The organism is Streptomyces sp. NPDC040405, from assembly GCF_055595765.1.
Genome location: NZ_JBVIVI010000006.1, coordinates 332,700 through 355,445 on the forward strand (window position 1 = coordinate 332,700; position 22,746 = coordinate 355,445).

21 protein-coding genes are annotated in these 22,746 nt (G+C 70.5%); 14 read left to right on the forward strand and 7 right to left on the reverse strand.

Going from position 1 to position 22,746, the window contains the following annotated elements; genetic code table 11:
* The first annotated feature begins 118 nt into the window (after positions 1–118).
* Positions 119–814, forward strand: coding sequence for a type 1 glutamine amidotransferase domain-containing protein (locus ACZ59A_RS25840; protein WP_470962651.1), 696 nt, complete (start codon positions 119–121; stop codon positions 812–814).
* Here the strand turns inward: ACZ59A_RS25840 and ACZ59A_RS25845 are convergent.
* The 3 genes from ACZ59A_RS25845 to ACZ59A_RS25855 form a co-directional block, all read right to left on the reverse strand.
* Positions 811–2,880, reverse strand: coding sequence for a SpoIIE family protein phosphatase (locus ACZ59A_RS25845; protein WP_470962653.1), 2,070 nt, complete (start codon positions 2,878–2,880; stop codon positions 811–813). The two genes, ACZ59A_RS25840 and ACZ59A_RS25845, sit on opposite strands and share 4 nt — an antisense overlap.
* A gap of 19 nt (positions 2,881–2,899) precedes the next feature.
* Entirely contained in the window at positions 2,900–3,382 is a 483-nt protein-coding gene (locus ACZ59A_RS25850) for a hypothetical protein (RefSeq protein WP_470962656.1), read from the reverse strand.
* Between the two features lie 182 nt (positions 3,383–3,564).
* Positions 3,565–4,164 (reverse strand): short chain dehydrogenase, encoded by a 600-nt coding sequence (locus tag ACZ59A_RS25855; protein ID WP_470962659.1) that lies wholly within the window; start codon positions 4,162–4,164, stop codon positions 3,565–3,567.
* Positions 4,165–4,233: 69 nt separating this feature from the next.
* Here ACZ59A_RS25855 and ACZ59A_RS25860 point away from each other — a divergent pair, with 69 nt between their 5' ends.
* A complete protein-coding gene (locus ACZ59A_RS25860) occupies positions 4,234–5,154 on the forward strand; it encodes a LysR family transcriptional regulator (protein WP_470962662.1) in 921 nt (306 codons plus the stop codon).
* On the opposite strand, the gene ACZ59A_RS25865 is transcribed toward ACZ59A_RS25860, so the two are convergent.
* The gene (locus tag ACZ59A_RS25865) at positions 5,085–5,942 is read right to left on the reverse strand and encodes a class I SAM-dependent methyltransferase (RefSeq protein ID WP_470962665.1); all 858 of its coding nucleotides are present in this window, start codon (positions 5,940–5,942) and stop codon (positions 5,085–5,087) included. The two genes, ACZ59A_RS25860 and ACZ59A_RS25865, sit on opposite strands and share 70 nt — an antisense overlap.
* 153 nt (positions 5,943–6,095) lie before the next feature.
* Between ACZ59A_RS25865 and ACZ59A_RS25870 the strand changes: the two genes are divergently transcribed.
* Positions 6,096–6,173, forward strand: a complete 78-nt coding sequence (locus ACZ59A_RS25870; protein WP_370443954.1) for a 50S ribosomal protein bL37 — start codon at positions 6,096–6,098, stop codon at positions 6,171–6,173.
* 82 nt (positions 6,174–6,255) lie between these two features.
* Here the strand turns inward: ACZ59A_RS25870 and ACZ59A_RS25875 are convergent, their stop codons facing one another.
* On the reverse strand, positions 6,256–7,290 hold the full coding sequence (locus tag ACZ59A_RS25875; protein ID WP_470962669.1) for a LacI family DNA-binding transcriptional regulator: 1,035 nt from the start codon (positions 7,288–7,290) through the stop codon (positions 6,256–6,258).
* Between the two features lie 219 nt (positions 7,291–7,509).
* Between ACZ59A_RS25875 and ACZ59A_RS25880 the strand changes: the two genes are divergently transcribed.
* The 10 genes from ACZ59A_RS25880 to ACZ59A_RS25925 all read left to right on the forward strand — a co-directional run bounded on the left by ACZ59A_RS25880 (position 7,510) and on the right by ACZ59A_RS25925 (position 19,645).
* Complete coding sequence (locus ACZ59A_RS25880; protein WP_470962671.1) at positions 7,510–8,535, forward strand: sugar ABC transporter substrate-binding protein; 1,026 nt, start codon at positions 7,510–7,512, stop codon at positions 8,533–8,535.
* A complete protein-coding gene (locus ACZ59A_RS25885) occupies positions 8,535–9,611 on the forward strand; it encodes an ABC transporter permease (protein WP_470962674.1) in 1,077 nt (358 codons plus the stop codon). Before ACZ59A_RS25880 ends, ACZ59A_RS25885 begins: the two co-directional genes overlap by 1 nt.
* A 5-nt stretch (positions 9,612–9,616) precedes the next feature.
* Positions 9,617–10,510 (forward strand): ATP-binding cassette domain-containing protein, encoded by an 894-nt coding sequence (locus ACZ59A_RS25890; RefSeq protein WP_470962677.1) that lies wholly within the window; start codon positions 9,617–9,619, stop codon positions 10,508–10,510.
* A 114-nt stretch (positions 10,511–10,624) separates the two neighbouring features.
* Positions 10,625–11,602: a 5-dehydro-2-deoxygluconokinase gene (iolC, locus tag ACZ59A_RS25895; protein WP_470962680.1), complete on the forward strand. Its 978-nt coding sequence runs from the start codon at positions 10,625–10,627 to the stop codon at positions 11,600–11,602.
* Between the two features lie 4 nt (positions 11,603–11,606).
* Entirely contained in the window at positions 11,607–12,479 is an 873-nt protein-coding gene (locus ACZ59A_RS25900; protein WP_470962683.1) for a Cgl0159 family (beta/alpha)8-fold protein, read from the forward strand.
* Complete coding sequence (gene iolD / locus ACZ59A_RS25905; RefSeq protein WP_470962686.1) at positions 12,476–14,356, forward strand: 3D-(3,5/4)-trihydroxycyclohexane-1,2-dione acylhydrolase (decyclizing); 1,881 nt, start codon at positions 12,476–12,478, stop codon at positions 14,354–14,356. Before ACZ59A_RS25900 ends, iolD begins: the two co-directional genes overlap by 4 nt.
* 9 nt (positions 14,357–14,365) lie before the next feature.
* Positions 14,366–15,871, forward strand: a complete 1,506-nt coding sequence (locus ACZ59A_RS25910) for a CoA-acylating methylmalonate-semialdehyde dehydrogenase (protein ID WP_470962689.1) — start codon at positions 14,366–14,368, stop codon at positions 15,869–15,871.
* A gap of 59 nt (positions 15,872–15,930) precedes the next feature.
* Positions 15,931–17,373, forward strand: a complete 1,443-nt coding sequence (locus tag ACZ59A_RS25915) for a sugar porter family MFS transporter (RefSeq protein ID WP_470962692.1) — start codon at positions 15,931–15,933, stop codon at positions 17,371–17,373.
* Between the two features lie 51 nt (positions 17,374–17,424).
* Positions 17,425–18,621, forward strand: coding sequence for a Gfo/Idh/MocA family protein (locus tag ACZ59A_RS25920; protein WP_470963149.1), 1,197 nt, complete (start codon positions 17,425–17,427; stop codon positions 18,619–18,621).
* 25 nt (positions 18,622–18,646) lie between these two features.
* Entirely contained in the window at positions 18,647–19,645 is a 999-nt protein-coding gene (locus ACZ59A_RS25925; protein ID WP_470962695.1) for a sugar phosphate isomerase/epimerase family protein, read from the forward strand.
* A gap of 70 nt (positions 19,646–19,715) precedes the next feature.
* Here ACZ59A_RS25925 and ACZ59A_RS25930 read toward each other — a convergent pair whose 3' ends face one another.
* Positions 19,716–20,084, reverse strand: a complete 369-nt coding sequence (locus ACZ59A_RS25930) for a hypothetical protein (protein ID WP_470962698.1) — start codon at positions 20,082–20,084, stop codon at positions 19,716–19,718.
* Between the two features lie 83 nt (positions 20,085–20,167).
* Positions 20,168–21,115, reverse strand: coding sequence for a methionyl-tRNA formyltransferase (locus tag ACZ59A_RS25935; RefSeq protein WP_470962701.1), 948 nt, complete (start codon positions 21,113–21,115; stop codon positions 20,168–20,170).
* A 246-nt stretch (positions 21,116–21,361) separates the two neighbouring features.
* Here ACZ59A_RS25935 and ACZ59A_RS25940 point away from each other — a divergent pair, with 246 nt between their 5' ends.
* Positions 21,362–22,732, forward strand: coding sequence for a lysine N(6)-hydroxylase/L-ornithine N(5)-oxygenase family protein (locus ACZ59A_RS25940; protein ID WP_470962704.1), 1,371 nt, complete (start codon positions 21,362–21,364; stop codon positions 22,730–22,732).
* Positions 22,733–22,746 lie beyond the last annotated feature (14 nt).

The window sequence follows — 22,746 nt, forward strand, 5'->3', positions numbered from 1 at the left end:
CAGCCGGTCGGGCCGAGTTGAGCGGCGCGGCGGGTGCCATTCGCGGTGATTGGATCTTCAACGACCGTCGGGCCTAGTGTGCGGGGCAGGCACAGAACATCGCTACGAGGAGAGAACCATGGCGAAGATCCTTTTTGTGATGACCGGCGCCGACGCATGGACGCTGGCGGACGGCAGCAAGCACCGCACGGGTTTCTGGGCGGAGGAGGCCGTCGTCCCGCTGGAGGCGTTCAAGGCCGCCGGGCATGAGGTCACCGTGGCCACTCCGGGCGGCGTGGTGTCGCCGGTCGACCCCGTCAGCCTGGCTCCGGAGGCGGCCGGTGGCGCCGAGGAGGCCGAGCGGCTCGCGAAGGTGGTGGAGACCGCCGCCGAGTTCCGCAGCCCGGCCGTGCTGGCCGAGGTGCCGCTGGAGGACTTCGACGCGGTGTACGTTCCCGGTGGCCACGGCCCCATGGAGGACCTCGCGGTCGACGCCGACTCCGGGCGGCTCCTGACGCTGGCGGTGGACCGGGGGCTGCCGGTGGGCGTGGTGTGCCACGGCCCGGCCGCGCTGCTGGCGGCGGTCAAGGAGGACGGCACCAACGCCTACGCCGGTTACCGGATCACCGCGTTCACCAACGCCGAGGAGCGGCTGGCCGGCAGCGCCGACAACGCCAAGTGGCTGCTGGAGGACCGGCTGACCGAGGCCGGGCTCACCGTCGAGTCCGTCGAGGCGTGGGCGCCGCACGTCCAGGTCGACCGCAACGTCGTCACCGGCCAGAACCCCGCCTCCTCCGCGCCCCTCGCCACCGAGCTGCTCAAGAAGCTCGGCTAGTCGTGGCCGGAGGCGGGCAGCCGCTGCTCGCACCAGATGGTCTTTCCGGCGGTGGTCTGGCGCGTTCCCCAGTTGTGGCTGAGCTGGGCCACGAGCACCAGGCCACGGCCGCCCTCGTCGTAGGCGCGGCTGCGGCGCAGATGGGGCGTGGTGCTGCTGGCGTCGGACACTTCGCAGATCAGCTTGCGGTCGCGGATCAGCCGTAGCCGGATCGGCGTGGCGCCGTAGCGGATGGCATTGGTGACCAGCTCGCTGACCAGCAGCTCGGTGATGAAGGTCAGATCCCACAGCCCCCATGCGTCGAGCTGTTCGACGGCGAGCTTCCGGGCCTGCACGACCAGGGCCGGGTCGGCGGCGATGTCCCAGCTGGCGACCCGGTCCGGGGTCAGGGCGCGGGTCCGGGCGAGCAGCAGGGTGACGTCGTCCGCCGGGCGGTCGACCGCCAGCGCGCGCAGGACGGTGTCGCAGGCCGCGTCCAGTGCCGCCTCCGGCACCGACAGCGCGTCGCACAGCTTGGTCAGCCCCGCGTCGATGTCGCGGTCGCTCGACCGGACCAGACCGTCGGAGTACAGGCCGAGAACGCTGCCCGCCGCCAGATCCAGCTCGGTGGTCTCGAACGGCAGGCCGCCCACTCCGAGCGGCGGGCCGGTGAAGCCGGACACCAGATCGGCCCTGCCGTCGGGGTTGACGAGGACGGGCAGCGGGTGACCGGCCGAGGCCAGCGCGCAGTGCCGGGAGACCGGATCGTAGACCGCGTACAGACAGCTCGCCCCCACCCCGCCGGTGGCCACCGTGTCCGCGTCCGCGCCCTCTTCCGCGGTGCTGTCCCGCTCGTCGTCGGTGAGGTGGACGACCAGGTCGTCGAGGTGGGTGAGGAGTTCGTCGGGCGGCAGGTCGACATCGGCCAGGGTGCGCACGGCGGTGCGCAGCCGTCCCATGGTGGCGGAGGCGTTGAGGCCGTGGCCGACCACATCCCCCACGACCAGCGCGACGCGGCTGCCGGAGAGGGGGATCACATCGAACCAGTCGCCGCCCACTCCCGCCCGGGAGTCCGCGGGCAGATAGCGGGAGGCGGTGTCGACCGCCGTCTGCCCGGGCAGATGCCGGGGCAGCAGATTGCGCTGCAGCGCCAGGGCGGTGGCCCGCTCCCGGGTGTAACGGCGCGCGTTGTCGATGGCCGCGGCGGCCTTGGCGGCCAGTTCCCCGGCGTCGGACAGATCGCTGTCGGCGAAGGGCGGGGCGTCCCGCGTACGCCAGAAGCCGACCATCCCCAGCACACTGCCCCGGGCCCGCAGCGGAGCCGTGATCAGCGAGTACATGCCGTAGTCCAGCACCGCCCCGGCGGGCTCGGGGACCAGCGCCTGCCAGTCGACGCGGGCCCGCAGATCGGGTTCGATCCTCGGCTGCCCCCAGGGCGATCCACGGGCCCGCGGATCGCACCGGGTGAGCCTGGGCGGCCCGTCCACGGGGAGCAGCGGATGATCCTGGCGGACCCCGGCCAGGGCCACCCGGCGCATGTGCGTGGCGCCGTCCGGTGGCACCTCCTCCCCGGCCAGGACGCACACCGCCAGATCGACGGTGACGAAATCGGCGAACCGGCCCACCGCCACCTGCGCCAGCTCCTGCGCGGTCCGCTTCGCGTCGAGGGTGGCGCCGATGGCCGTACCGGCGTCGTGCAGCAGCTTGAGACGGCCATGCGCCGCCTGCGCCCGGTCCCGCTGGCTGAGGGCGCGCACCGCCAGCTCCGAGACGGCGAGACCGATGGCGAGCAGCAGAACGGCCGTCCAGCTCTCCTGGGCGCTGGTGACGGACAGCGTCCCCCGCGGACGGGTCAGGAAGAAGTCGAACCAGATGGTGGCCGACAGCGCCGCGATCACACCGGCGCTCCGATAGCCCAGGGCGGCCACGGCCACCACCACCGCCACCAGCACGAGAGCCGCGTCGGTACGGGGGAAGGCGTTACGGAACGGCACCAGCACCAGCGACACGATCAGCGGCCCCACCAGGGCGAACGCTATCGCTGTCCGGACGTTGCTCAGCCAGCGCACACCAAGCCCCATACCCATCCGAAAGGGGATGTACCACTCAGGCGCGGGGCGGTTCGGGGGACGAGGAGTAGTCCTTGGCGAGGGCGCGGTCGAGTTGCTCGGTGCGGAAGCCGCTGCGCACCGCCCACCAGTAGCTGACCAGCGCGAGGGCGATGATCACGAGCAGATCGTACGGCTCGCCCAGTGGCGGCGTGCCGAGGGGGCCGAATTCGCCGTAGTAGGAGACCGCCAGGACGGCGAGCAGAGTGGCGACCAGCCACACCCCGGCGTCCAGATGGCGGCGTCCCTCCGCGCTGCTGGCCACTCGCAGCGCGGCGAGGAACAGCGCGACGGCCGCCACCATGGCCCCCAGGTACCAGGGGAACTCCCAGCCGCCCCGGCGCTGGGCACCGCTGACGTGCATGAACCAGCCGCCGTACGCGTTGATGACCACCCATGCCACGAGGAAGGCGGCGGAGATCACCCTTCCCGTGCCGCGCCGGACCCAGCCGCTGCGCACCGAGGTGTAGGCGCCGTACACGGCGAGTCCGGCGAAGCTGATGATGAGCAGCTGGATGAGCGCGGAGAAGCCCGCAGCGTAGACGATGAACAGTAGTACATGACCGGGATGCCGATGGCCCGCGACACCGCGCCGTAGTGCGCCAGCAGTTCCTCCCAGGAGGCCCGTCGTCCGCGACGGGCCCCTGATCTGCGCGTTTGTCCCTACTCCAGGCTGTAGATCTGGCCGGTCTGACCGCCTTCGATGGACCGGACATAGGTCTGGGCCACCTCGGCGAGGCCGACCGGCCGGATGCCGGGGAAGAAGTCCCCGTACTTCTCCAGGGACTCGGTGAAGACGGTCGGGCTGATGGCGTTGATCCGCTGCGGGGCGATCTCGATGGCCGCGGCGCGTACGAACGCCTCGACGGCGCCGTTGGCCATCGACGCCGCACTGCTCGTCGGGATGGGGTCGCGCCCCAGCACCCCCGTGATCAGGGTGAACGAGCCGCGTTCCGCGATACGGGGGATGCCCTGCCGCACCAACTCGATCTGGCTGAGCACCTTCCCGTGGAAGGCGGACCGATAGTCCTCGGGGCTCATGTCGAGAACCGGCTTGTACGGAACGTCGCCCGCCGTACCGGCCACCGCGTCCACGGACCCCACGCGCGCGTACAACTCGGTGACCTGCGCGGGGTCTGCGATGTCGTACCGCAGATCGCCGCCGGTCCGCCCGACGGTGACGACCTCATGGCCGCGTCCGGTCAGCGTCTCGCCAACGGCCGTGCCCAGCCTGCCGGATGCTCCGATCAGAAGGATTTTCATGCCGGGGACGCTACGGGCGGCCCGTCGGCGAGGGAAATGTCTGCCGCGCCGCGTCTATGCTCGAGGGTTATGAACGTGGAGCTTCGGCACCTGCGAGTCCTGGCCGCGATCGGGGACGAAGGCACCTTCACCGACGCGGCGGCGGTCCTGCGCATCAGCCAGCCCGCCGTTTCCCGCACGCTCGACCAGCTCGAACGCCGGACCGGTACCCAGCTGGTCGAACGCACCACCCGTCATCTCGCCCTCACCGACGCCGGGCGGCGCCTTTCGGAGCACGCACACCGGATCCTGAGCCAGGTGGAGAGCGCACTCGCCGAGGCCACGTCCGGTTCGGGCCCGCTGCGGGTCGGCTTCGCCTGGGCGGCACTCGGCCGCCACACGGTGCCGCTGCTGCGCGGCTGGCGCCGGGACCACCCGGACACCCCGGTGCAGGTCCATCGCCGGGACGACCCGGAGACCGCGCTGCGCCACGGGCAGGTCGACGTCGCGTTCCTGCGGACAGCGCCCCCGGTGGACACCGGCCTGCGGTCCTTCCCCCTCTACGGCGAACCCCGGGTGGCCGCCGTGTCCGAGAGCGACCCGCTGGCGCGACGCCCGGACGTGCGGCTGGCGGACCTCGCCACCCGGGCCGTCGCGCTCTGCGCCACCGCCGCCACCACCACCGCCGACCTCTGGCCGGTCGGGCAGCGCCCGCGGACCTTCGACGTCGCCAACGTCGACGAGTGGCTGACCGCCATCGCGGTCGGCGACGCCGTGGGCGTCACGGCCGAGGGCACCGAACACAGCCACCCGCACCCCGGCATCAGATATCTACCGGTATCCGACGCACCACCCCTCACTGTCCACCTGGTTCTGCCCGAGGCCCCCGCGCACGTCGCGGCCCGCGCCTTCCACGACCACGTGCAACAGCTCCTGGGGGATCAGGTGGTGGCCAGCAGCAGGTCCTCTCCGCTCGACGGGCGGAGGCCATCGGTGCGGCCCGCGAAATAGCGCTCGGCGTGCGAGGCCCCCGACACATGGCGGACGCCCCGGAAGCCCGCTTCGCGGGCCAGGTCCAGCATCTCCCGCGGGGTGTAGAAGCTGAGGAACGGCGTGCCGGACGCCCGCGCGCCTTCCTCGCTCGCCCGGAGGCCGGGGCGGTCGGCGTCGTCGACGAGTTCGGTCGGCAGCAGAAAGGTCATGGCGAGCGTCGAGCCGGGAGCGAGCCCGGCGATCCGGCGCAGGGTTGCGGCGGTGGCGTCCTTGGTGAGGTACATGCTGACGCCGGTGGAGACGATGACCGTCGGCTGCCCGGGATCAAAACCGGCCGCGGCCAGCCGCTCCAGCCAGGATCCGCCCGCTTCGAAGTCGAACGGCACCAGGTGCAGCCATTCCGGGATGCCATAGCCGAGTTCGGCGAGGCGGCAGCGCTTCCACGCCTGGGGACCGGGCTGGTCCACCTCGAAGATCTCCAGCCGGGAAGCGATCTCGGGCCTGCGCTGGGCGAAGGTGTCCAGACCGGCGCCCAGGATGACGTACTGCGCGACGCCGCGCCCCGCCTCCTCGGTGATCAGATCCTCGATGAACCGGGCGCGCGCCACCATGGCCGCCCGGAACCCGCGGGTGGCGTCCGGATCCATGTCCGGCCGGTCCCGCCACTCCTCGCCGGGCGCCGCCAGCCGCAGCCCGATCTCGTCCTCGACCACATGGGGAGGCGGGTCGACCCGCACATGCATGGCCCGCCAGAGCGCGGTCCGCACGGCGGTGCTGTCCGGCGCCTCGATCTGCTCGCCTGTCATGGTGTTCCCTTCGTCGCGCGCGTGAAGGTGGCGTGAGGTGCTTCACAATGAAATGAAGGGTGACGTGTGGCGAGCTGGGTACGCGCGACACGATCACCGCGTGAGATATCGATGTGATCGGCACAGGTAGAGCATCGTTGGAAGGAGGGCGACATGTCGTCGAAGCGACGTCGCAAGAAGAAGGCCCGTCGTAAGAACGGTGCCAACCACGGTAGCCGCCCCCAGTCCTGATCTGAGGCGCTCTGCCGAGTGGCGATGAGGGACTCCCCGTGCGCAGGGCGCGTGGGGAGTCCCTTGTTCTGCGCGGGGCGGGTCAGGCGGGTTCGGCCACGGTGCCGCGTACGACGAGCTGCGGGCTCAGCACGACCTCGCGGGGGGCGGCGCGGCCCTCGTCGAGGCGTTCGACGGCGGCGGCCACCGCGTTCCGGGCCTGTTGCTCGGCGTTCTGGCTGACCGTGGTCAGGTTGAAGCAGCTCAGCCGGGAGAGGGTGTCGTCGTCGTATCCGGCCACGGACACCTCGCCGGGGACGGCGACCCCGGCGCGGGAGAGGGCTGCCAGGACGCCGATGGCGCACTGGTCGTTGAAGGCGACCACGGCGGTGGGCAGGGCGGCGCCGTCGTCGAGGAGGTGGCGGGCGGCGCGCTCACCGGCCGCCTCGGTGTTCTCGCCGCGCAGGATCCTGATGTGCGTGTCCAGCCCGTGGCGGCGCATGGCGGTGCGGTAGCCGCGGCGCCGGTCGGTGGCGATGACGCCCTTGCCGCCGTCGATGTAGGTGATGGCGCGGTGGCCGAGCCCCACCAGGTGGTCGACGATCTGGCCGACTCCGTCGTCGTCCGCGCTGCGGACGACGTCCAGCTGCTCGTCCGTGATCCGGCGGCCGACGACGATCACCGGCGCCTTGCGGTCGAGGGCGGCGAGCGTGCCGGCGGGGGAGGTCGGGCCGAGGAGGATCAGGGCCTCGCTGCGGAAGGCCAGCAGCGTCTCGACGGCGGTGTGCTCGTCGCGGGTCCGGGTCAGGGTGGAGAGGACGAGGTCGTAGCCGACCTCCTCGGCCGCCGTGTGCAGGTAGTCGACCAGCTCGGCGTGGTAGGGGCTGTGGATGTCGACCATGACGCCGAGCAGCCGGGTGCGCCTGCTGGCGAGCAGGCTGGCGGTGCGATCCGCCTGGTAGCCCAGCTCGGCGGCGGCCTTCAGGACGCGCTGCCGGGTGCGCTCGCTGGGGCCGGACACCCCGCGCAGCACCAGGGAGACGGACGCGGTGGACACGCCTACGCGGGCCGCGACGTCCTCGAGCCGGGGGCGCTTGTTCCCGCCGTTCTGGCGCCGCTCGGAATCGGCATCGTCCACCTGTACCTCCCGGACAGCGATCTCCTCGCACAACACCCTTGACACGCTCTCGAAACGAGCCGATAGTACCAGCACTTAAAGCGCTTTAATTGCTCTTGGCCACTTCTGGTCACCTCGATGAAGCCGGCTCGCGAGTACGGCACCGCATGCCGTGCGCCCGGCTTCCCTCCGCTCTTCCTCCGCTCTTCTCTTCCCGTCGCACAGTGAGGCGCACGAGCCATGAACCGTGTTTCCCCGTCCCGCTCCCGCTCCCGAAGAGTCGTCCCCGTCGTCGCCGTGGCCGCCTCGGCCGCCCTGATCCTCGCGGGCTGTTCCAGCAGCTCCGGCGGGAAGAAGGCCGAAGACGCGGGCAACAACGTGTCCGCGGGCAAGGCCAACACACCCCGCATGACGATCGCGATGATCACCCACGCGCCCTCCGGCGACACCTTCTGGGACACCATCCGCAAGGGCGCCCAGGCCGCCGCCGCCAAGGACAACGTCAAGTTCATCTACTCCAACGACGAAAGCGCGGGCGACCAGGCCAACCTGGTGCAGAACGCGATCGACCAGAAGGTCGACGGCATTGCCGTCACCCTGGCCAAGCCGGACGCGCTGAAGGCCGTGGTCGCCAAGGCCGAGAAGGCCGGTATCCCGGTCGTCGGCTTCAACGCCGGGCTCTCCGTCTGGAAGAAGCAGGGCCTGCTGTCGTTCTTCGGCCAGGACGAATCCGTCTCCGGCCAGGCCCTCGGCAGCAAAATCAACACCACCGGCGCCAAGCACGCCCTGTGCGTGATCCAGGCCCAGGGCGACGTCAACCTCGAAGAGCGCTGCGCCGGAGTGAAGAAGGCGTTCCGCGGCAAGACCGACATCCTCTATGTCAACGGCACCGACATGCCCTCGGTGAAGTCGACGATCAACGCCAAGCTCTCGCAGGACAAGTCCATCGACGAGGTGGTCACGCTCGGCGCCCCGTTCGCCATCACGGCCGCGCAGGCGGCGTCCGAGGCGGGCAGCAAGGCGAAGGTCGCGACCTTCGACCTCAACAAGGACCTCATCTCCGCCATCGAGAAGGGCAGTGTTCAGTTCGCGGTCGATCAACAGCCCTATCTCCAGGGCTACTTGGCGGTCGATTCGCTGTGGCTCTACAAGAACAACGGCAACTACAGCGGTGGCGGTGAGGCGCCCGTGCTGACCGGCCCGGCCTTCGTCGACAAGAGCAACGTCCACACCGTCGCCACGTTCGCCGCGAAGGGCAACCGGTGATGAGCATGGCCCAGCACGCGGCCCCGGCGGTGAGCACGCCGCCGGCTCCCGGCTCGAAGCAGACCGACGGCCGGACGACGCGGCGCTCCCTGGTGTTCAGGCTGTTCGCGCAGCCGGAGGTCGGGGTCTTCCTCGGCGCCGTCGCCGTGTTCGTGTTCTTCCTCGTCGCGGCGCCACCGGTCCGCGACGCCGGGTCGATGGCCAACATCCTGTACCAGTCGTCCACGATCGGCATCATGGCGCTGCCGGTGGCGCTCCTGATGATCGGCGGCGAGTTCGACCTGTCGTCCGGCGTCGCCGTGATCACCTCGGCGCTCACCGCGAGCATGCTCAGCTACCAGCTGACCCTGAACGTGTGGTCGGGCGTGATCATCGCCCTGGTGGTGTCGCTGGCCGTCGGCATGTTCAACGGCTGGATGCTGGTCAGGACGGGGCTGCCGAGCTTCCTGGTCACCCTCGGCACGTTCCTGATCCTCCAGGGCGCCAACCTCGCGGTCACCAAGCTGGTCACCAGCAATGTCTCGACCGACGACATCAGCGGCATGGAGGGGTTCGGCCAGGCCAAGGCGCTGTTCGCCTCCTCGTTCGACGTCGGCGGCGCCCAAGTGAAGATCACCGTCGTGTGGTGGCTGGTCTTCGCGGCCCTGGCCACCTGGGTGCTGCTCCGCACCAAATACGGCAACTGGATCTTCGCGGTCGGTGGCAACAAGGAGTCCGCCCGCGCGGTCGGTGTCCCGGTGACCTTCACCAAGATCTCGCTGTTCATGCTGGTCGGCTTCGGTGCCTGGTTCGTCGGCATGCACAACCTGTTCTCCTTCAACACCGTGCAGTCCGGCGAGGGCGTGGGCCAGGAGTTCATCTACATCGCCGCGGCGGTGATCGGCGGCTGCCTGCTGACCGGTGGCTACGGCTCCGCGATCGGCCCGGTCTTCGGCGCCTTCATGTTCGGCATGGTGCAGCAGGGCATCGTCTACGCGGGCTGGAACCCCGACTGGTTCAAGGCATTCCTCGGCGTGATGCTGCTCGGCGCCGCCCTGATCAATCTGTGGGTCCGCCGCACGGCGACCCGGAGGTGACCCCCATGACCACCATCAACGCCACCCACGAGGCCATCGCGGAGCCCCCGCCCGCGGACGGCGCCCCCGTCGTCGAACTCCGCAAGGCGGGCAAGTCCTACGGCAACGTTCGCGCGCTGCACGGCGTCGACCTCGCCGTCCGGCCCGGCAGGGTGACCTGCGTCCTCGGCGACAACGGCGCCGGGAAGTCCACCCTCATCAAAATCATCTCCGGGCTGCACCAGCACACCGAGGGCGAGTTCCTCGTGGACGGCGGACCGGTGCGCTTCACCACCCCGCGCGAGGCCCTCGGCAAGGGCATCGCCACCGTCTACCAGGACCTGGCGACCGTCCCGCTCATGCCGGTGTGGCGCAATTTCTTCCTCGGCTCCGAGATGACCAGGGGACCCTGGCCGCTGCGCCGCCTGAACATCGACCGGATGAAGAAGACCGCCGACGAGGAACTGCGCAACATGGGCATCGTCCTGGACAACCTGGAGCAGCCCATCGGCACCCTGTCGGGCGGTCAGCGCCAGTGCGTGGCGATCGCCCGCGCCGTCTACTTCGGCGCCCGGGTGCTGATCCTGGACGAGCCGACCGCGGCCCTCGGCGTGAAGCAGTCCGGCGTGGTGCTGAAGTACATCGCCGCCGCCCGCGCCCGCGGCCTCGGCGTCATCTTCATCACCCACAACCCGCACCACGCCTACATGGTCGGCGACCACTTCAGCGTGCTGCGCCTGGGCACGCTCGAACTCAGCGCCGACCGCAGCGAGATCGGCCTCGAAGAGCTGACCAACCACATGGCCGGTGGTGCCGAACTGGCGGCGCTCAAGCACGAGCTGGCGCCGGTGCACGGAGTCGACGTGGAAAAGCTCCCCGAAGAGGCGGACCTCACGTCTCCGGGTCACGCAACACCGTAGTGACAACCTATTGACATGACATTTACGCGAAGGCATCGTACTCGCAGAAGCCGCGTTTAAAGCGCTTTAACTCCGCCGTCCCCGGGCCCGCGAAAAGCGAAGGGAAACCACGTCATGCCGTTGGAAGTGCTGACCATGGGTCGTGTGGGAGTGGATGTGTATCCGCTCCAGACCGGCGTGGGGCTGGCGGAGGTCACGTCGTTCGGCAAGTACCTGGGCGGCAGCCCGAGCAACGTCGCCGTCGCCGCCGCCCGCCACGGGCACCCCTCCGCCGTGATCACCAAGACGGGCCGCGACCCGTTCGGGGACTTCGTCCGCACCGCGCTGAGCGGTTACGGCGTCGACACCCGCTTCGTCGGTACGTCGGACATCGCGCCGACCCCGGTGACGTTCTGCGAGATCTTCCCGCCGGACGACTTCCCGCTGTACTTCTACCGGCTGCCGAAGGCCCCGGACCTCGACATCCGTCCCGGTGAACTGGACCTCGGCGCCGTGCGCGACGCCCGGATCTTCTGGGTCACCGGGACGGGGCTGTGCGACGAGCCCAGCCGCTCGGCCACCCTCGCCGCGCTCGCCCACCGGGCGAAGGCGGGGACGACGGTCTTCGACCTCGACTGGCGGCCGATGTTCTGGAACGCCCCCGAGCAGGCGCGGACGTACTACGCCGAGGCCCTGCGGAACACCACCGTGGCCGTGGGCAACCTCGAGGAGTGCGAGGTGGCGACCGGCGAGCGCGAGCCGTACGCCGCCGCGAAGGCGCTGCTCGCCGCCGGTGTGGAGCTGGCGGTGGTGAAGCAGGGCCCCAAGGGGGTGCTGGCCGTCGGCCGCGACGGTTCGGCCGCCGAGATACCGCCGGTGCCGGTGGACGTCGTCAACGGGCTCGGCGCGGGGGACGCCTTCGGCGGCGCGCTCTGCCACGGCCTGCTCTCCGGCTGGGACACCGGCCGCACGGTCGTGTTCGCCAACGCCGCGGGCGCCCTCGTCGCGGGCCGTCTGGCCTGCTCCGACGCCATGCCCACGGAGGCCGAGGTGGAGGCGAAGCTCCGCTCCGCGAGCCCCGCCTCCGCCGACGACCCTCAGCGAAAGGTGTGACGACGTGCCGTCCGACAACGTGAGCCGGATCGTGGGGGCCCGGGTCCACGACCCCGGCGCCATCGCGGCCGCGGCCACCCGACGCGTGAAGGCCACCTCGCTGCTCGGCGAGCACGGCAAGGCCATGATCATCGCCGCGGACCATCCGGCGCGCGGCGCCAACGGCGTCGGCGGCGACCCCAACGCCATGGCCGACCGCTTCGAGCTGCTGGACCGCCTGTGCGCGGCCCTGGACCGGCCCGGTGTGACCGGGGTGCTGGCCACCGCCGACATCCTGGAGGACCTGCTGCTGCTCGGCGTCCTCGACGGCAAGACCGTCCTCGGCTCGATGAACCGCGCCGGGCTCGCCGGTTCGGCCTTCGAGATCGACGACCGGTTCACCGGCTACGACGCCGAGACGCTCGCCGCGAGGGGTTTCGAGGGCGGCAAGATGCTCACCCGCATCGCCCTGGACGACCCCGCGACCCCGTCCGCGCTGCAGAACACCGCCCGCGCGGTGGACGAGCTGAACGACCGCGGGCTCATCGCGCTGGTGGAACCGTTTCTCAGCGGCTGGCAGGACGGGAGGATCCGCAACGACCTGTCGCCCGACGCCGTCATCAAGTCGATCAGCATCGCCTCCGGACTGGGCCGCCGCACCGCCTACACCTGGCTCAAGCTGCCCGTCGTGGCCGACATGGAGCGGGTGCTGTCCGCCTCGACGCTGCCCGCGCTGCTGCTGGGCGGCGAAGTCACCGACCCTGACGCGGCGTTCGCGTCCTGGGGCAAGGCCCTCAAGTTCCCGACCGCGCAGGGGCTGGTCGTGGGCCGGTCCCTGCTCTACCCCTCCGGCGGCGACGTGGCCGGGGCCGTGGACCGGGCGGTGAGCCTGCTGTGACCACCACGATCCGCCTCACCACGGCCCAGGCCCTGGTCCGCTTCCTGGCGAACCAGTACAGCGAGCGCGACGGCCGCGAGCAGCGGCTGATCCCCGGCGTATGGGGCATCTTCGGGCACGGCAACGTCGCCGGGATCGGGCAGGCGCTGCTCCAGGCCGCCGTCACCCGGGAAGCCGATCTCCCGTACTACCTGGCGCGCAACGAGCAGGGCATGGTCCACGCGTCGGTGGCGTACGCGAAGATGCGCGACCGGCTGGCCACCTTCGCCTGCTCGGCGTCCACCGGGCCCGGTTCCACCAACATGATCACCGGCGCCGCGCTCGCGACGACCAACCGGATCCCGGTCCTGCTGCTGCCGAGCGACATGTTCGCCACCCGGGCCGCCGACCCGGTGCTCCAGCAACTGGAGGACACCCGCGGCGGGGACGTCACCGTCAACGACACCTTCCGCTCCGTGTCCAAGTACTTCGACCGCGTCACCCGCCCGGAACAGCTCATCCCGGCCGCCCTGGCCGCCATGCGGGTGCTGACCGACCCGGTGGAGACCGGCGCCGTCACGCTCGCGCTGCCGCAGGACGTGCAGGCGGAAAGCTTCGACTGGCCGGTGTCCTTCTTCCGGCGCCGGGTCTGGCACATCGGCCGCCCGCTGCCGGAGCCCGCCGCCGTCGAGCGGGCCGTACGACTGCTGCGGGGCGCCAGGAAGCCGCTGATCGTGGCCGGCGGCGGCGTCGTCTACTCGGATGCCCGGTCCCGCCTGTGCGCCTTCGCCGAGGCTACCGGCATCCCGGTCGCGGACACCCACGCGGGCAAGGGCGCGGTGCCCTGGGACCACCCGTGCGCGGTGGGCGGCATCGGCTCGACCGGCTCCTACGCGGCGAACGAACTGGCGAAGGAGGCCGACGTCGTCCTCGGCATCGGCACCCGCTACTCCGACTTCACCACCGCCAGCCACACCGTCTTCGGCAACCCGGACGTCACGTTCGTCAACCTCAACGTGGCGCGCCTCGACGCGGTGAAGCACTCGGCGGAGCCGCTGGTGGCCGACGCCCGGCTCGGCATCGAGGCGCTGGCGGCGGCACTCACCGGCTGGGGGACGGACGCGGAGTACCGGGACCGGACCAGCCGCCTCATCGCCCGTACCCGGGAGATCGAGGAGGAGTGCTTCCACCGCGGCCATGGCCCCCGGCCCGCCCAGACGGAGATCCTCGGCGCGCTCAACCAAGCGCTCGGCGACCGCGACGTGGTCATCAACGCCGCCGGTTCCATGCCCGGCGACCTCCAGCAGCTGTGGCGGGCGCGGGACCCGAAGGCGTACCACGTGGAGTACGCGTACTCCTGCATGGGGTACGAGGTCGCCGCCGGGCTGGGCGCCAAGATGGCCGATCCGTCGCGCGAGGTGGTCGTCCTCGTCGGAGACGGCTCGTACCTGATGATGGCGCAGGAGATCGCGACCATGGTCAGCGAGGGCCTGAAGGTCATCATCGTCCTCGTCCAGAACCACGGGTTCGCGTCCATCGGGTCGCTGTCGGAGGCGCTCGGCTCACAGCGCTTCGGCACCAAGTACCGCTTCCGCGACGGCGATTCGGGCCTCCTCGACGGCGAAGTGCTTCCCGTCGACCTCGCTACCAACGCCTCCTCCCTCGGTGCCGACGTCCTGCACGCCACTTCCGTCGAGGAGTTCCGCACCGCGATGGAGAAGGCCAAGGCCACCCGGCGCACGACGGTCGTCCACGTCGAGACCGACCTCTACGGACCGAACCCGCCCGGACACGGCTGGTGGGACGTGCCGGTCAGCCAGACGTCCGCCCTGGACTCCACCCGCGACGCATACGCGACGTATGCCGCCCACAAGCTCGCTCAGCGGCACTACCTGTAAGGACACCTCGTGAAGACCATTCAGCACTGGATCGACGGGTCCCCGGCCACGGGCGCGGACCCCCGCACCGCGCCGGTGTTCAACCCGGCCACCGGGCAGGAGCAGGCGCGGGTCGCCCTCGGCGGCTCCGCCGACGTCGCCGCCGCGGTCACCGCCGCCGCGCGGGCCTTCGAGGAGTGGTCGGAGACCTCGCTGACCCGGCGCACCCAGGTGATGTTCGCCTTCCGGCAGTTGCTCGTGGAGCACGAGGAGGAGCTGGGCCGGATCATCTCGGCCGAACACGGCAAGACGGTCGACGACGCGCGCGGCGAGATCGTGCGCGGCCGGGAGGTCGTGGAGTTCGCCTGCGGTCTCGGCGAAGTCCTCAAGGGAGGCTTCTCCGACCAGGTGTCGCGCGGTGTGGACGTGCACAGCTTCCGGCAGCCGCTGGGCGTGGTGGCGGGCATCACCCCCTTCAACTTCCCCGCCATGGTGCCGCTGTGGATGCACCCCGTGGCCATCGCCACCGGCAACACCTTCCTCCTCAAGCCCAGCGAACGCGACCCGTCGGCCGCGAGCTTCGTGGCGGAGCTGTACCGGCGGGCCGGTCTGCCGGACGGCGTGTTCAACGTCGTCCACGGGGGCAAGGACGCGGTCGACGCGATCCTCGGCCACCCCGGTATCGAGGCGGTGTCCTTCGTCGGATCGACCCCGATCGCCAAGTACGTGCACGAGCACGCCACCAGCACCGGCAAGCGGGTGCAGGCGCTCGGCGGCGCCAAGAACCACGCCGTCGTCCTCCCCGACGCCGACCTGGAGTTCGCCGCCAACCACATCACGGCGGGCGCCTACGGCTCCGCGGGTGAGCGCTGCATGGCCGTCTCGGTGGCCGTCGCGGTGGGGACGGCGGCCGACGGGCTGGTCGAGGTCCTGGAGCGCAAGGCCCGCGAGGTGAAGGTCGGCCCCGGCGACGCCCCTGGCGTCGACATGGGACCGCTGGTCACCCAGGTCGCGCGGGAGCGCGTCGAGAACGCGGTGGGCACCGCCGCCGCCCAGGGCGCCACCGTCGTCGTGGACGGCCGCGGGCTGAAGCTGGACGGCCACCCCGAGTGCGCCGCGGGCTTCTTCACCGGCCCGTCCCTGCTCGACCACGTCACCGCCGAGATGGACGCGTACCGGGAGGAGCTGTTCGGCCCGGTCCTCGCGGTCGTCCGCGTCGACACCCTCGACGAGGCGATCGACCTCATCAACGCCAACCCGTACGGCAACGGCACCGCCCTGTTCACCGGCTCCGGCGAGGCCGCCCGCCGGTTCCAGCGCAGGGTCAGGGTCGGCATGATCGGCGTCAACGTGCCGGTGCCCGTGCCGATGTCCTACTACTCCTTCGGCGGCTGGAAGGACTCGCTCATCGGCGACTCGCCCGTCCACGGCCCCGAGGGCATCCGCTTCTACACCCGCCCCAAGGTCGTCACCAGCCGCTGGCCGGAACCGGCCCAGCAGCTCACGGCCGGTTTCACCTTCCCCACATCCCACTGACGCGGAACCCGGACCCGACTGGTTTCCCACACCCGCACACCAACCCGTAGGAGGTGGCCATGGATGTCAGGGACGACACGCCCCAGGCCCCCACACAGAGCGACGCAGTCACGGACCATGCCTCGCCCGAGGTCTACCGGCGACTGCGCGTCATCACCATCATCGCCACCTTCGGCGGACTTCTCTTCGGCTACGACACCGGTGTCATCTCCGGCGCGCTCCCCTTCATGGCCCTCTCGGCCGACCAGGGCGGGCTCGGACTCACGCCCCTGACCGAAGGGATCGTCGCGTCCTCCCTCGTGGCGGGTGCCGCCTTCGGCGCCCTGTACGGCGGACGCCTCTCCGACCGGTACGGGCGCAAGCGGGCCATCCTCGGCCTCGCCGTGCTGTTCTTCATCGGCGCCCTGGGGACCGCGCTCGCGCCGGACCTCGTGGTGATGGTGCTGTTCCGGATCCTGCTCGGGCTCGCCGTCGGCGGCGCGTCCGCCACCGTGCCCGTCTTCATCGCCGAGCTGGCCCCCGCCGCACACCGCGGCCGCCTGGTGACCCAGAACGAGCTGATGATCGTGACCGGCCAGCTCCTGGCCTACACCTCGAACGCGGTCATCGCGAAGACCATGGGCGAAAGCGGCGTCTGGCGCTGGATGCTCGCCCTGGCCACCATCCCGGCCGTGCTGCTGTGGATCGGCATGCTGTTCGTGCCCGAGTCGCCGCGCTGGCTCGCCTCCCGCGGCCGGTTCGACGACGCGGTCCGCACCCTCGGCCTCATCCGCGACCCGGAGGTGGTCGAGCCGGAGTTCGCCGAGATCAAGCAGCGGGTCATGGCCGACGCCGACGAACCGCGGGCAAGCTGGGGCGACCTGCGCACACCGTGGGTGCGGCGCCTGGTGGTGTTCGGCTTCGCGCTCGCCACGCTGACCCAGCTCACCGGCGTCAACTCGATCATGTACTTCGCGCCCACGATCCTGCTGGACACCGGACTCGGCACCCAGGCCGCGCTGACCGCCACCATCGCCAACGGTGTCGTCGCGGTGCTCGCCGTCTCCACCGGCATGTGGCTGCTGGGCCGGTACGGGCGACGCCCGATGCTGCTGACGGGACAGATCGGCGTCACCGTGTCGCTGCTCCTGATCGCCTTCTGCTTCCTGGTACTTCCCGAGACGGCCGTACGCAGCTACCTCGTCCTGGCGTCCATGCTGATGTTCCTGCTGTTCATGCAGGGTTGTGTCGCGACCGTCTTCTGGCTGATGCTTTCCGAGATCTTCCCCCTCCGCCTGCGCGGTTTCGCGATGGGCATGGCCGTGTTCGGCACCTGGACGGCCAACTTCGTGGTGACCCTGGTCTTCCCGCCACTGATCTCCGCGGTCGGCGGTGCCACGTTCCTGCTCTTCGCGGCGGTCAACGTCGCCACCATCTTCTACTACCTCCGTACCGTCCCCGAGACGCGAGGCCGCTCGATGGAAGCCATCGAGGCCCACTTCCGCGGCCAGTCCGCCGCCTGACCATCCATTTCACGTCGACCTGACCACCCCCACATGCTGAAAGGCACATCCATGGCCACGTCCGGCAAGCCCCTTTCCGTCGCGGTAATCGGAGCCGGCATGGCCGGCCGCACCCACGCCGCCGGTTACCGCAACGTCAACACGGTCTTCGCGGCCGGCCTGCCGCCGGTCCGCCTGGCCGCCATAGCCGACGCCAACGTCGAGCTCGGCGAGGACGCCGCCCGCCGGTACGGGTACGAGAAGGCGCTCCCCAGCTGGGAGGCGGTGGCGGAGGATCCGACGATCGACGCCGTCAGCATCGTCGTCGGCAACGATCTGCACCGCCCGATCGCCGAGGCCCTGGTCGCCGCGGGCAAGCATGTGCTCTGCGAGAAGCCCCTGGCCGGATCGCTCGACGACGCCCGCGCGATGGCCGAGCTGGAGCGCACCGCCGACGTCGTGACGGCCGTCGGGTACACCTTCCGGCGCTCTCCCGCCATCTCCGCGGTCCGCGACCACGTCCAGCGCGGTGAGCTCGGCGACCTCACGCTGTTCAGCGGCCGCTACTGGTGCGACTACGCCACCGACCCGAACGGGCCGCTGAGCTGGCGCTTCAAGGGCGGTCCCGGTGCCGGCGCGCTCGGGGACGTCGGCGCGCACGTGATCGACACCGCCGAGTACATCGCCGGTCCCATCACCGCGGTCTCCGGCGCCGCCCTGTCGACGCAGATCCCCAAGCGCCCGCTGCCGCTGGGCGCGGTCGTCGGGCACAACGCCGCCCCCGTCTCGGATGAGTTCGGCGAGGTCGAGAACGAGGACACCGCGTCCTTCACCGCGCGCTTCGAGTCCGGTCTCGTGGGCACCTTCTCGGTGTCCCGCACCGCCTTCGGCCTGCCCAACGGGCTCGGCTTCGACATCGTGGGGCTGGGCGGCCGGGCGGCGTTCGACCAGCACCGGCCCGCCGAGTACCTCTTCGACGACGCCCAGCCGGACGCCCGTACCCGCGGCGCGCGCCACATCATCGCCGGTCCGCAGATGCCGTACTTCAAGGGCGGCTACCCGATGGAGGCGCCGGGCGTGGGTGGCGGCAACGCCGAGATGTTCACCTACCAGGCGCGGGCCTTCCTCGACCAGGTCGCGGGCGTCGCCGACCCGCTGCCCGCCTGCGCCACCTTCGCCGACGGGCTGCGGACCATGGAGATCATCCGGGCCATCGTCGAGTCCTCCCACAACGGCGGTGCCGCCGTCACCATCCCGGCCACCTCCTGACCACCCCCATACGAAGGAGATACCCATGGCTCTCAAGCTCGGCGCCTACACCGCCTGTCTGCACGACCGCACGCTCACCGAGGCCCTCGACATCCTCAAGGAGAACGGGCTGACCTCCGTGGAGGTCAACACCGGTGGCTTCATCCCCGCCCCGCACTGCCCGGTGGACCTGCTGCTGTCCTCGGCCACCGCGCGGGAGGAGTACCTGGCGACCTTCGCCGACCGCGGGATGGAGCTGACCGGCCTCAACTGCAACGGCAACCCGCTCAACCCGCTGCCCGGCGTCGGCCCGAAACACGCCGACGACCTGCGCCGCACCATCCGGCTCGCGGGCCTGCTCGGTGTGAAGCACGTGGTGACCATGTCCGGCACCCCGGGCTCCGACCCCGACGCCAAGTACCCCTCCTGGGTCGTGAACCCGTGGGACGGCGTCTACATGGACGTCCTGGACTACCAGTGGGGCCTGGCCGTCGAGTTCTGGAAGGAGATCGACGCGCTGGCCCGGGAGAACGACGTCCGGGTCGCCGTCGAGATGCACCCGCACAACCTGGTGTTCTCCCCGGTCACCCTGAAGCGGCTGGTCGACGAGACCGGCGCCACCAACGTCGGCGCGGAGATGGACCCCTCGCATCTGATGTGGCAGGGCATGGACATCGTGGCCTCCATCAAGTGGCTCGGCCCGCTGGTGTTCCACGCCGCGGCGAAGGACGCGATGCTCTGCCCCGGCGCCGACATCCGCGGCGTTCTGGACTCGTCGTTCACCCGGGTGCCCGCCGACGCCTCCGGCAAGGTGCCCACCGGCTACGGCTTCTGGTGCAACGCCTGGCCCAAGGACCCGGCGTGGAAGTTCGTCGCCGTCGGCGTCGGACACGACACCGCCTACTGGACCGAGTTCCTGCGCGCCCTCGCGGAGGTCGACCCGGACATGGCCGTGAACATCGAGCACGAGGACGCCGCCTACTCCCAGACCGAGGGGCTCGCCCTCGCCGCCAAGAACCTGCGCGGCGCCGCGGCCGACCTCTGATCCACCCCGGCGGCACCGTGGCCCCGTATCCGCAGACGCGGGTACGGGGCCACGGCGTGCCGGGGACCTGTTACCGGGCGCGGGACAGGCTGAGCTTCGCCTTGCTCCCGGAGACCGACTTCACCCAGATCTTCAGGTTGTTGAGCTTGACGGTGCCACCCGGACTGGTGCTGCCGCCCAGGCGCGTTCCGCCGCTGGTGGCCGAGAACTTCACGGTCCGGGAGCTGATGTGCGTGACCTTCAGCTTCCCGAACCCGAACGTGCGGCTGTTGACCTGGATGGTCCGGGGCTTGGAGACGGTGAGGGTGCACCGCCCGTCGTAGCACGGCCCGTGACCGGCCCCGTATGCCATCGGCGTCAGCAGGCCGAATCCCAGTGTGCCCGCCATGGTCAGCGTCGCGGCCGTGGTCGCGGCGCGCCGCCGCATGCCCGTACTCATCAGTTGGACCTCCGGTTGTCGAGGGGATGCTGCCCGGAGTTTCTAACCCGGAGGTCCCGGGACCCCTCCCGAAGCGCCCGGACTCAGGGACGGCTGGTGAGGTAGCCGCCCATGGAGGTGAAGTACTCGGTGGCAGCCATCTCGTGGCCTTCCTCGGTCCGTACGCGCGTGATGGCCAGGCCGCGATTGCGGCCGGTGCGGGCGTCGGCTCCGGCGACGATCACCACGCCGTCGCCCTCGCGGTAGAAGATGCGGCCGGGAGTGCCGCCGTACCGGCCCTGGGACACGACCGCGGCCAGGATTTCGAGGCGCTTGCCCTTGTGGAAGGCGTAGGTGCTGGGGTACGGCTCGGACTGGGCGCGGACCAGGCGTTCGAGGTCCTCCGCGGGCCAGGTCCAGTCGATGCGGATGTCCTCGACGGACCGCTTGTGGAAGAAGGTCGCCTGTGACCGGTCCTGCTTGGTGAACTCGGTCTGCCCGGAGGCGATGAGGCCGAGCGCGCCGACCGTGACCGGGGCGATGAGGCCGACGGTCTTGTGGAAGAGGTCGGTGGCGGTGTCCGTCGGCCCGACCGGGACCGCCTCCTGTCGGACGATGTCCCCGGCGTCCAGCTCGTCGTTCATCATGTGCGCGGTGACGCCCACTTCGGACTCGCCGTTGATCAGGGCCCAGATCAGCGGGGAGAACCCGGCGTACTTCGGCAGCAGCGAGTCATGGACGTTCAGCGTGCCCCGGCGCGGCAGGTCGAAGATGCGCGGAGGGATCCAGGTCCGCCAGTTGTTCGCCACGATGATGTCCGGGTCGGCCTCCTTGAGGCGCTCGAACAACTCGTCGTCGTCGGGGCGGTTGCGGATCAGCACCGGGACGCCGTGCTCCTCGGCGAGGTCGGCGACCGAGTCGCTCCAGATCTTCTCGTACGCGTGCTCGCTCTTGGGGTGCGTGACCACCAGTAAGACGTCGTGTTCGGAGTCCAGGAGGGCTTGCAGGGTGCGGTGCCCCCAGGTCTGGTAACCGAACATGACGACCCGCATGGGGTTCCTCCTCGAAGCAGGGGTTGACCTGGGAAAGTAAAGCAAGGCTTACCTTATTTCGCAACGGGCCCCTCTGTCCCTTCAGTTGGCGCGCCCGGCGCCCAAATCCCCGTCGGTGACCTATCGACAGCCCCACGGGTTTAGCTTAGGCTCGCCTAAGTTGTTGGCGTGTCGCTTTGTCGGCGTGCCCACCCTTTGCACCTTCCGCACGCCTGACAGGCGATTGCCCCGCACGATGGGAGTGACATGTCACGGGTTCTTCCTGGTGACGCATTGCCGGTCCGCGATTTACCGGTCCACGACCTCATAGGCATCGGCTTCGGGCCGTCCAATGTGGCCATGGCGATCGCACTCAGCGAGCACAACGCAACGGTCGGCGGATACGAGGCGATCAGCGCCCACTTCTTCGAGCAGCAGCCGCGCTTCGGCTGGCACCGGGGCATGCTGATCGACGACGCGACCATGCAGGTGTCCTTTCTCAAGGACCTGGTGACGCTGCGGAACCCGGCCAGCGAGTTCAGCTTCCTCTGCTATCTGCAGAGCAAGGGGCGGCTGATCGACTTCATCAACCACAAGAACCTCTTCCCGCTGCGGGTGGAGTTCCACGACTACCTCGAGTGGGCCGCGGCCAAGGTCGACGGCATGGTCTCGTACGGCCACGAGGTCGTCGGCGTCGTGCCCGTCTTCCGTGACGGGGCCGTGGAGTACGTGGACGTGACGGTCCGGTCGGGGGAGGGGCTGGAGGTCCACCGGGCCCGCAACCTCGTCATCGGCACCGGGCTGCGTCCCCTCATGCCGGAGGGCGTGGAGCGCGGCGACCGCGTCTGGCACACATCCGAACTGCTCGCGAAGGCCGACGGGCTGGAGGGCACCTCGCCCTCCCGGTTCATCGTCGTGGGCGCCGGCCAGAGCGCCGCCGAGAACGTCGCCTACCTGCACCGCCGCTTCCCCGAGGCCGAGGTGTGCGCGGTGTTCTCCCGCTACGGCTACAGCCCCGCCGACGACAGCGGTTTCGCCAACCGGATCTTCGATCCCGAGGCGGTGGACGACTACTTCGCCGCGCCCGAGCACGTCAAGCGGCAGCTGATGGACTACCACGGCAACACCAACTACTCCGTGGTGGACATCGACCTGATCGACGACCTGTACCGGCAGAGCTACCGGGAGAAGGTCCTGGGCGCCGAGCGGCTGCGTTTCCTCAACGTCTCCCGGCTCACCGACGTCAAGGAGACCCCCGCCCAGGTCCGGGCCACCGTGAAGTCCCTCGTCACGGGCGAGGAGACGCTGCTCGACGCGGACGTCGTGGTGTTCGCCACCGGCTACAGCCCGGTCGACCCCATCGACCTCCTGGGCGAGGTCGCCGACAGCTGCCTCCGCGACGACGAGGGCCGGGTCCGCGTCGAGCGCGACTACCGCATCGCGACGGATCCCGGTCTGCGCTGTGGCATCTATCTGCAGGGCGGCACGGAGCACACGCACGGCATCACCTCGTCCCTGCTGTCCAACACCGCGATCAGAGTCGGCGAGATCCTGGACTCGCTCCTCGACCGGGGCGGCACGTCCGCCTCCGGCGAGACCCGGCCGGTCGCCGACGGAGTCGGCAGCACCGCGCGGTAGGGATGACGTACGGA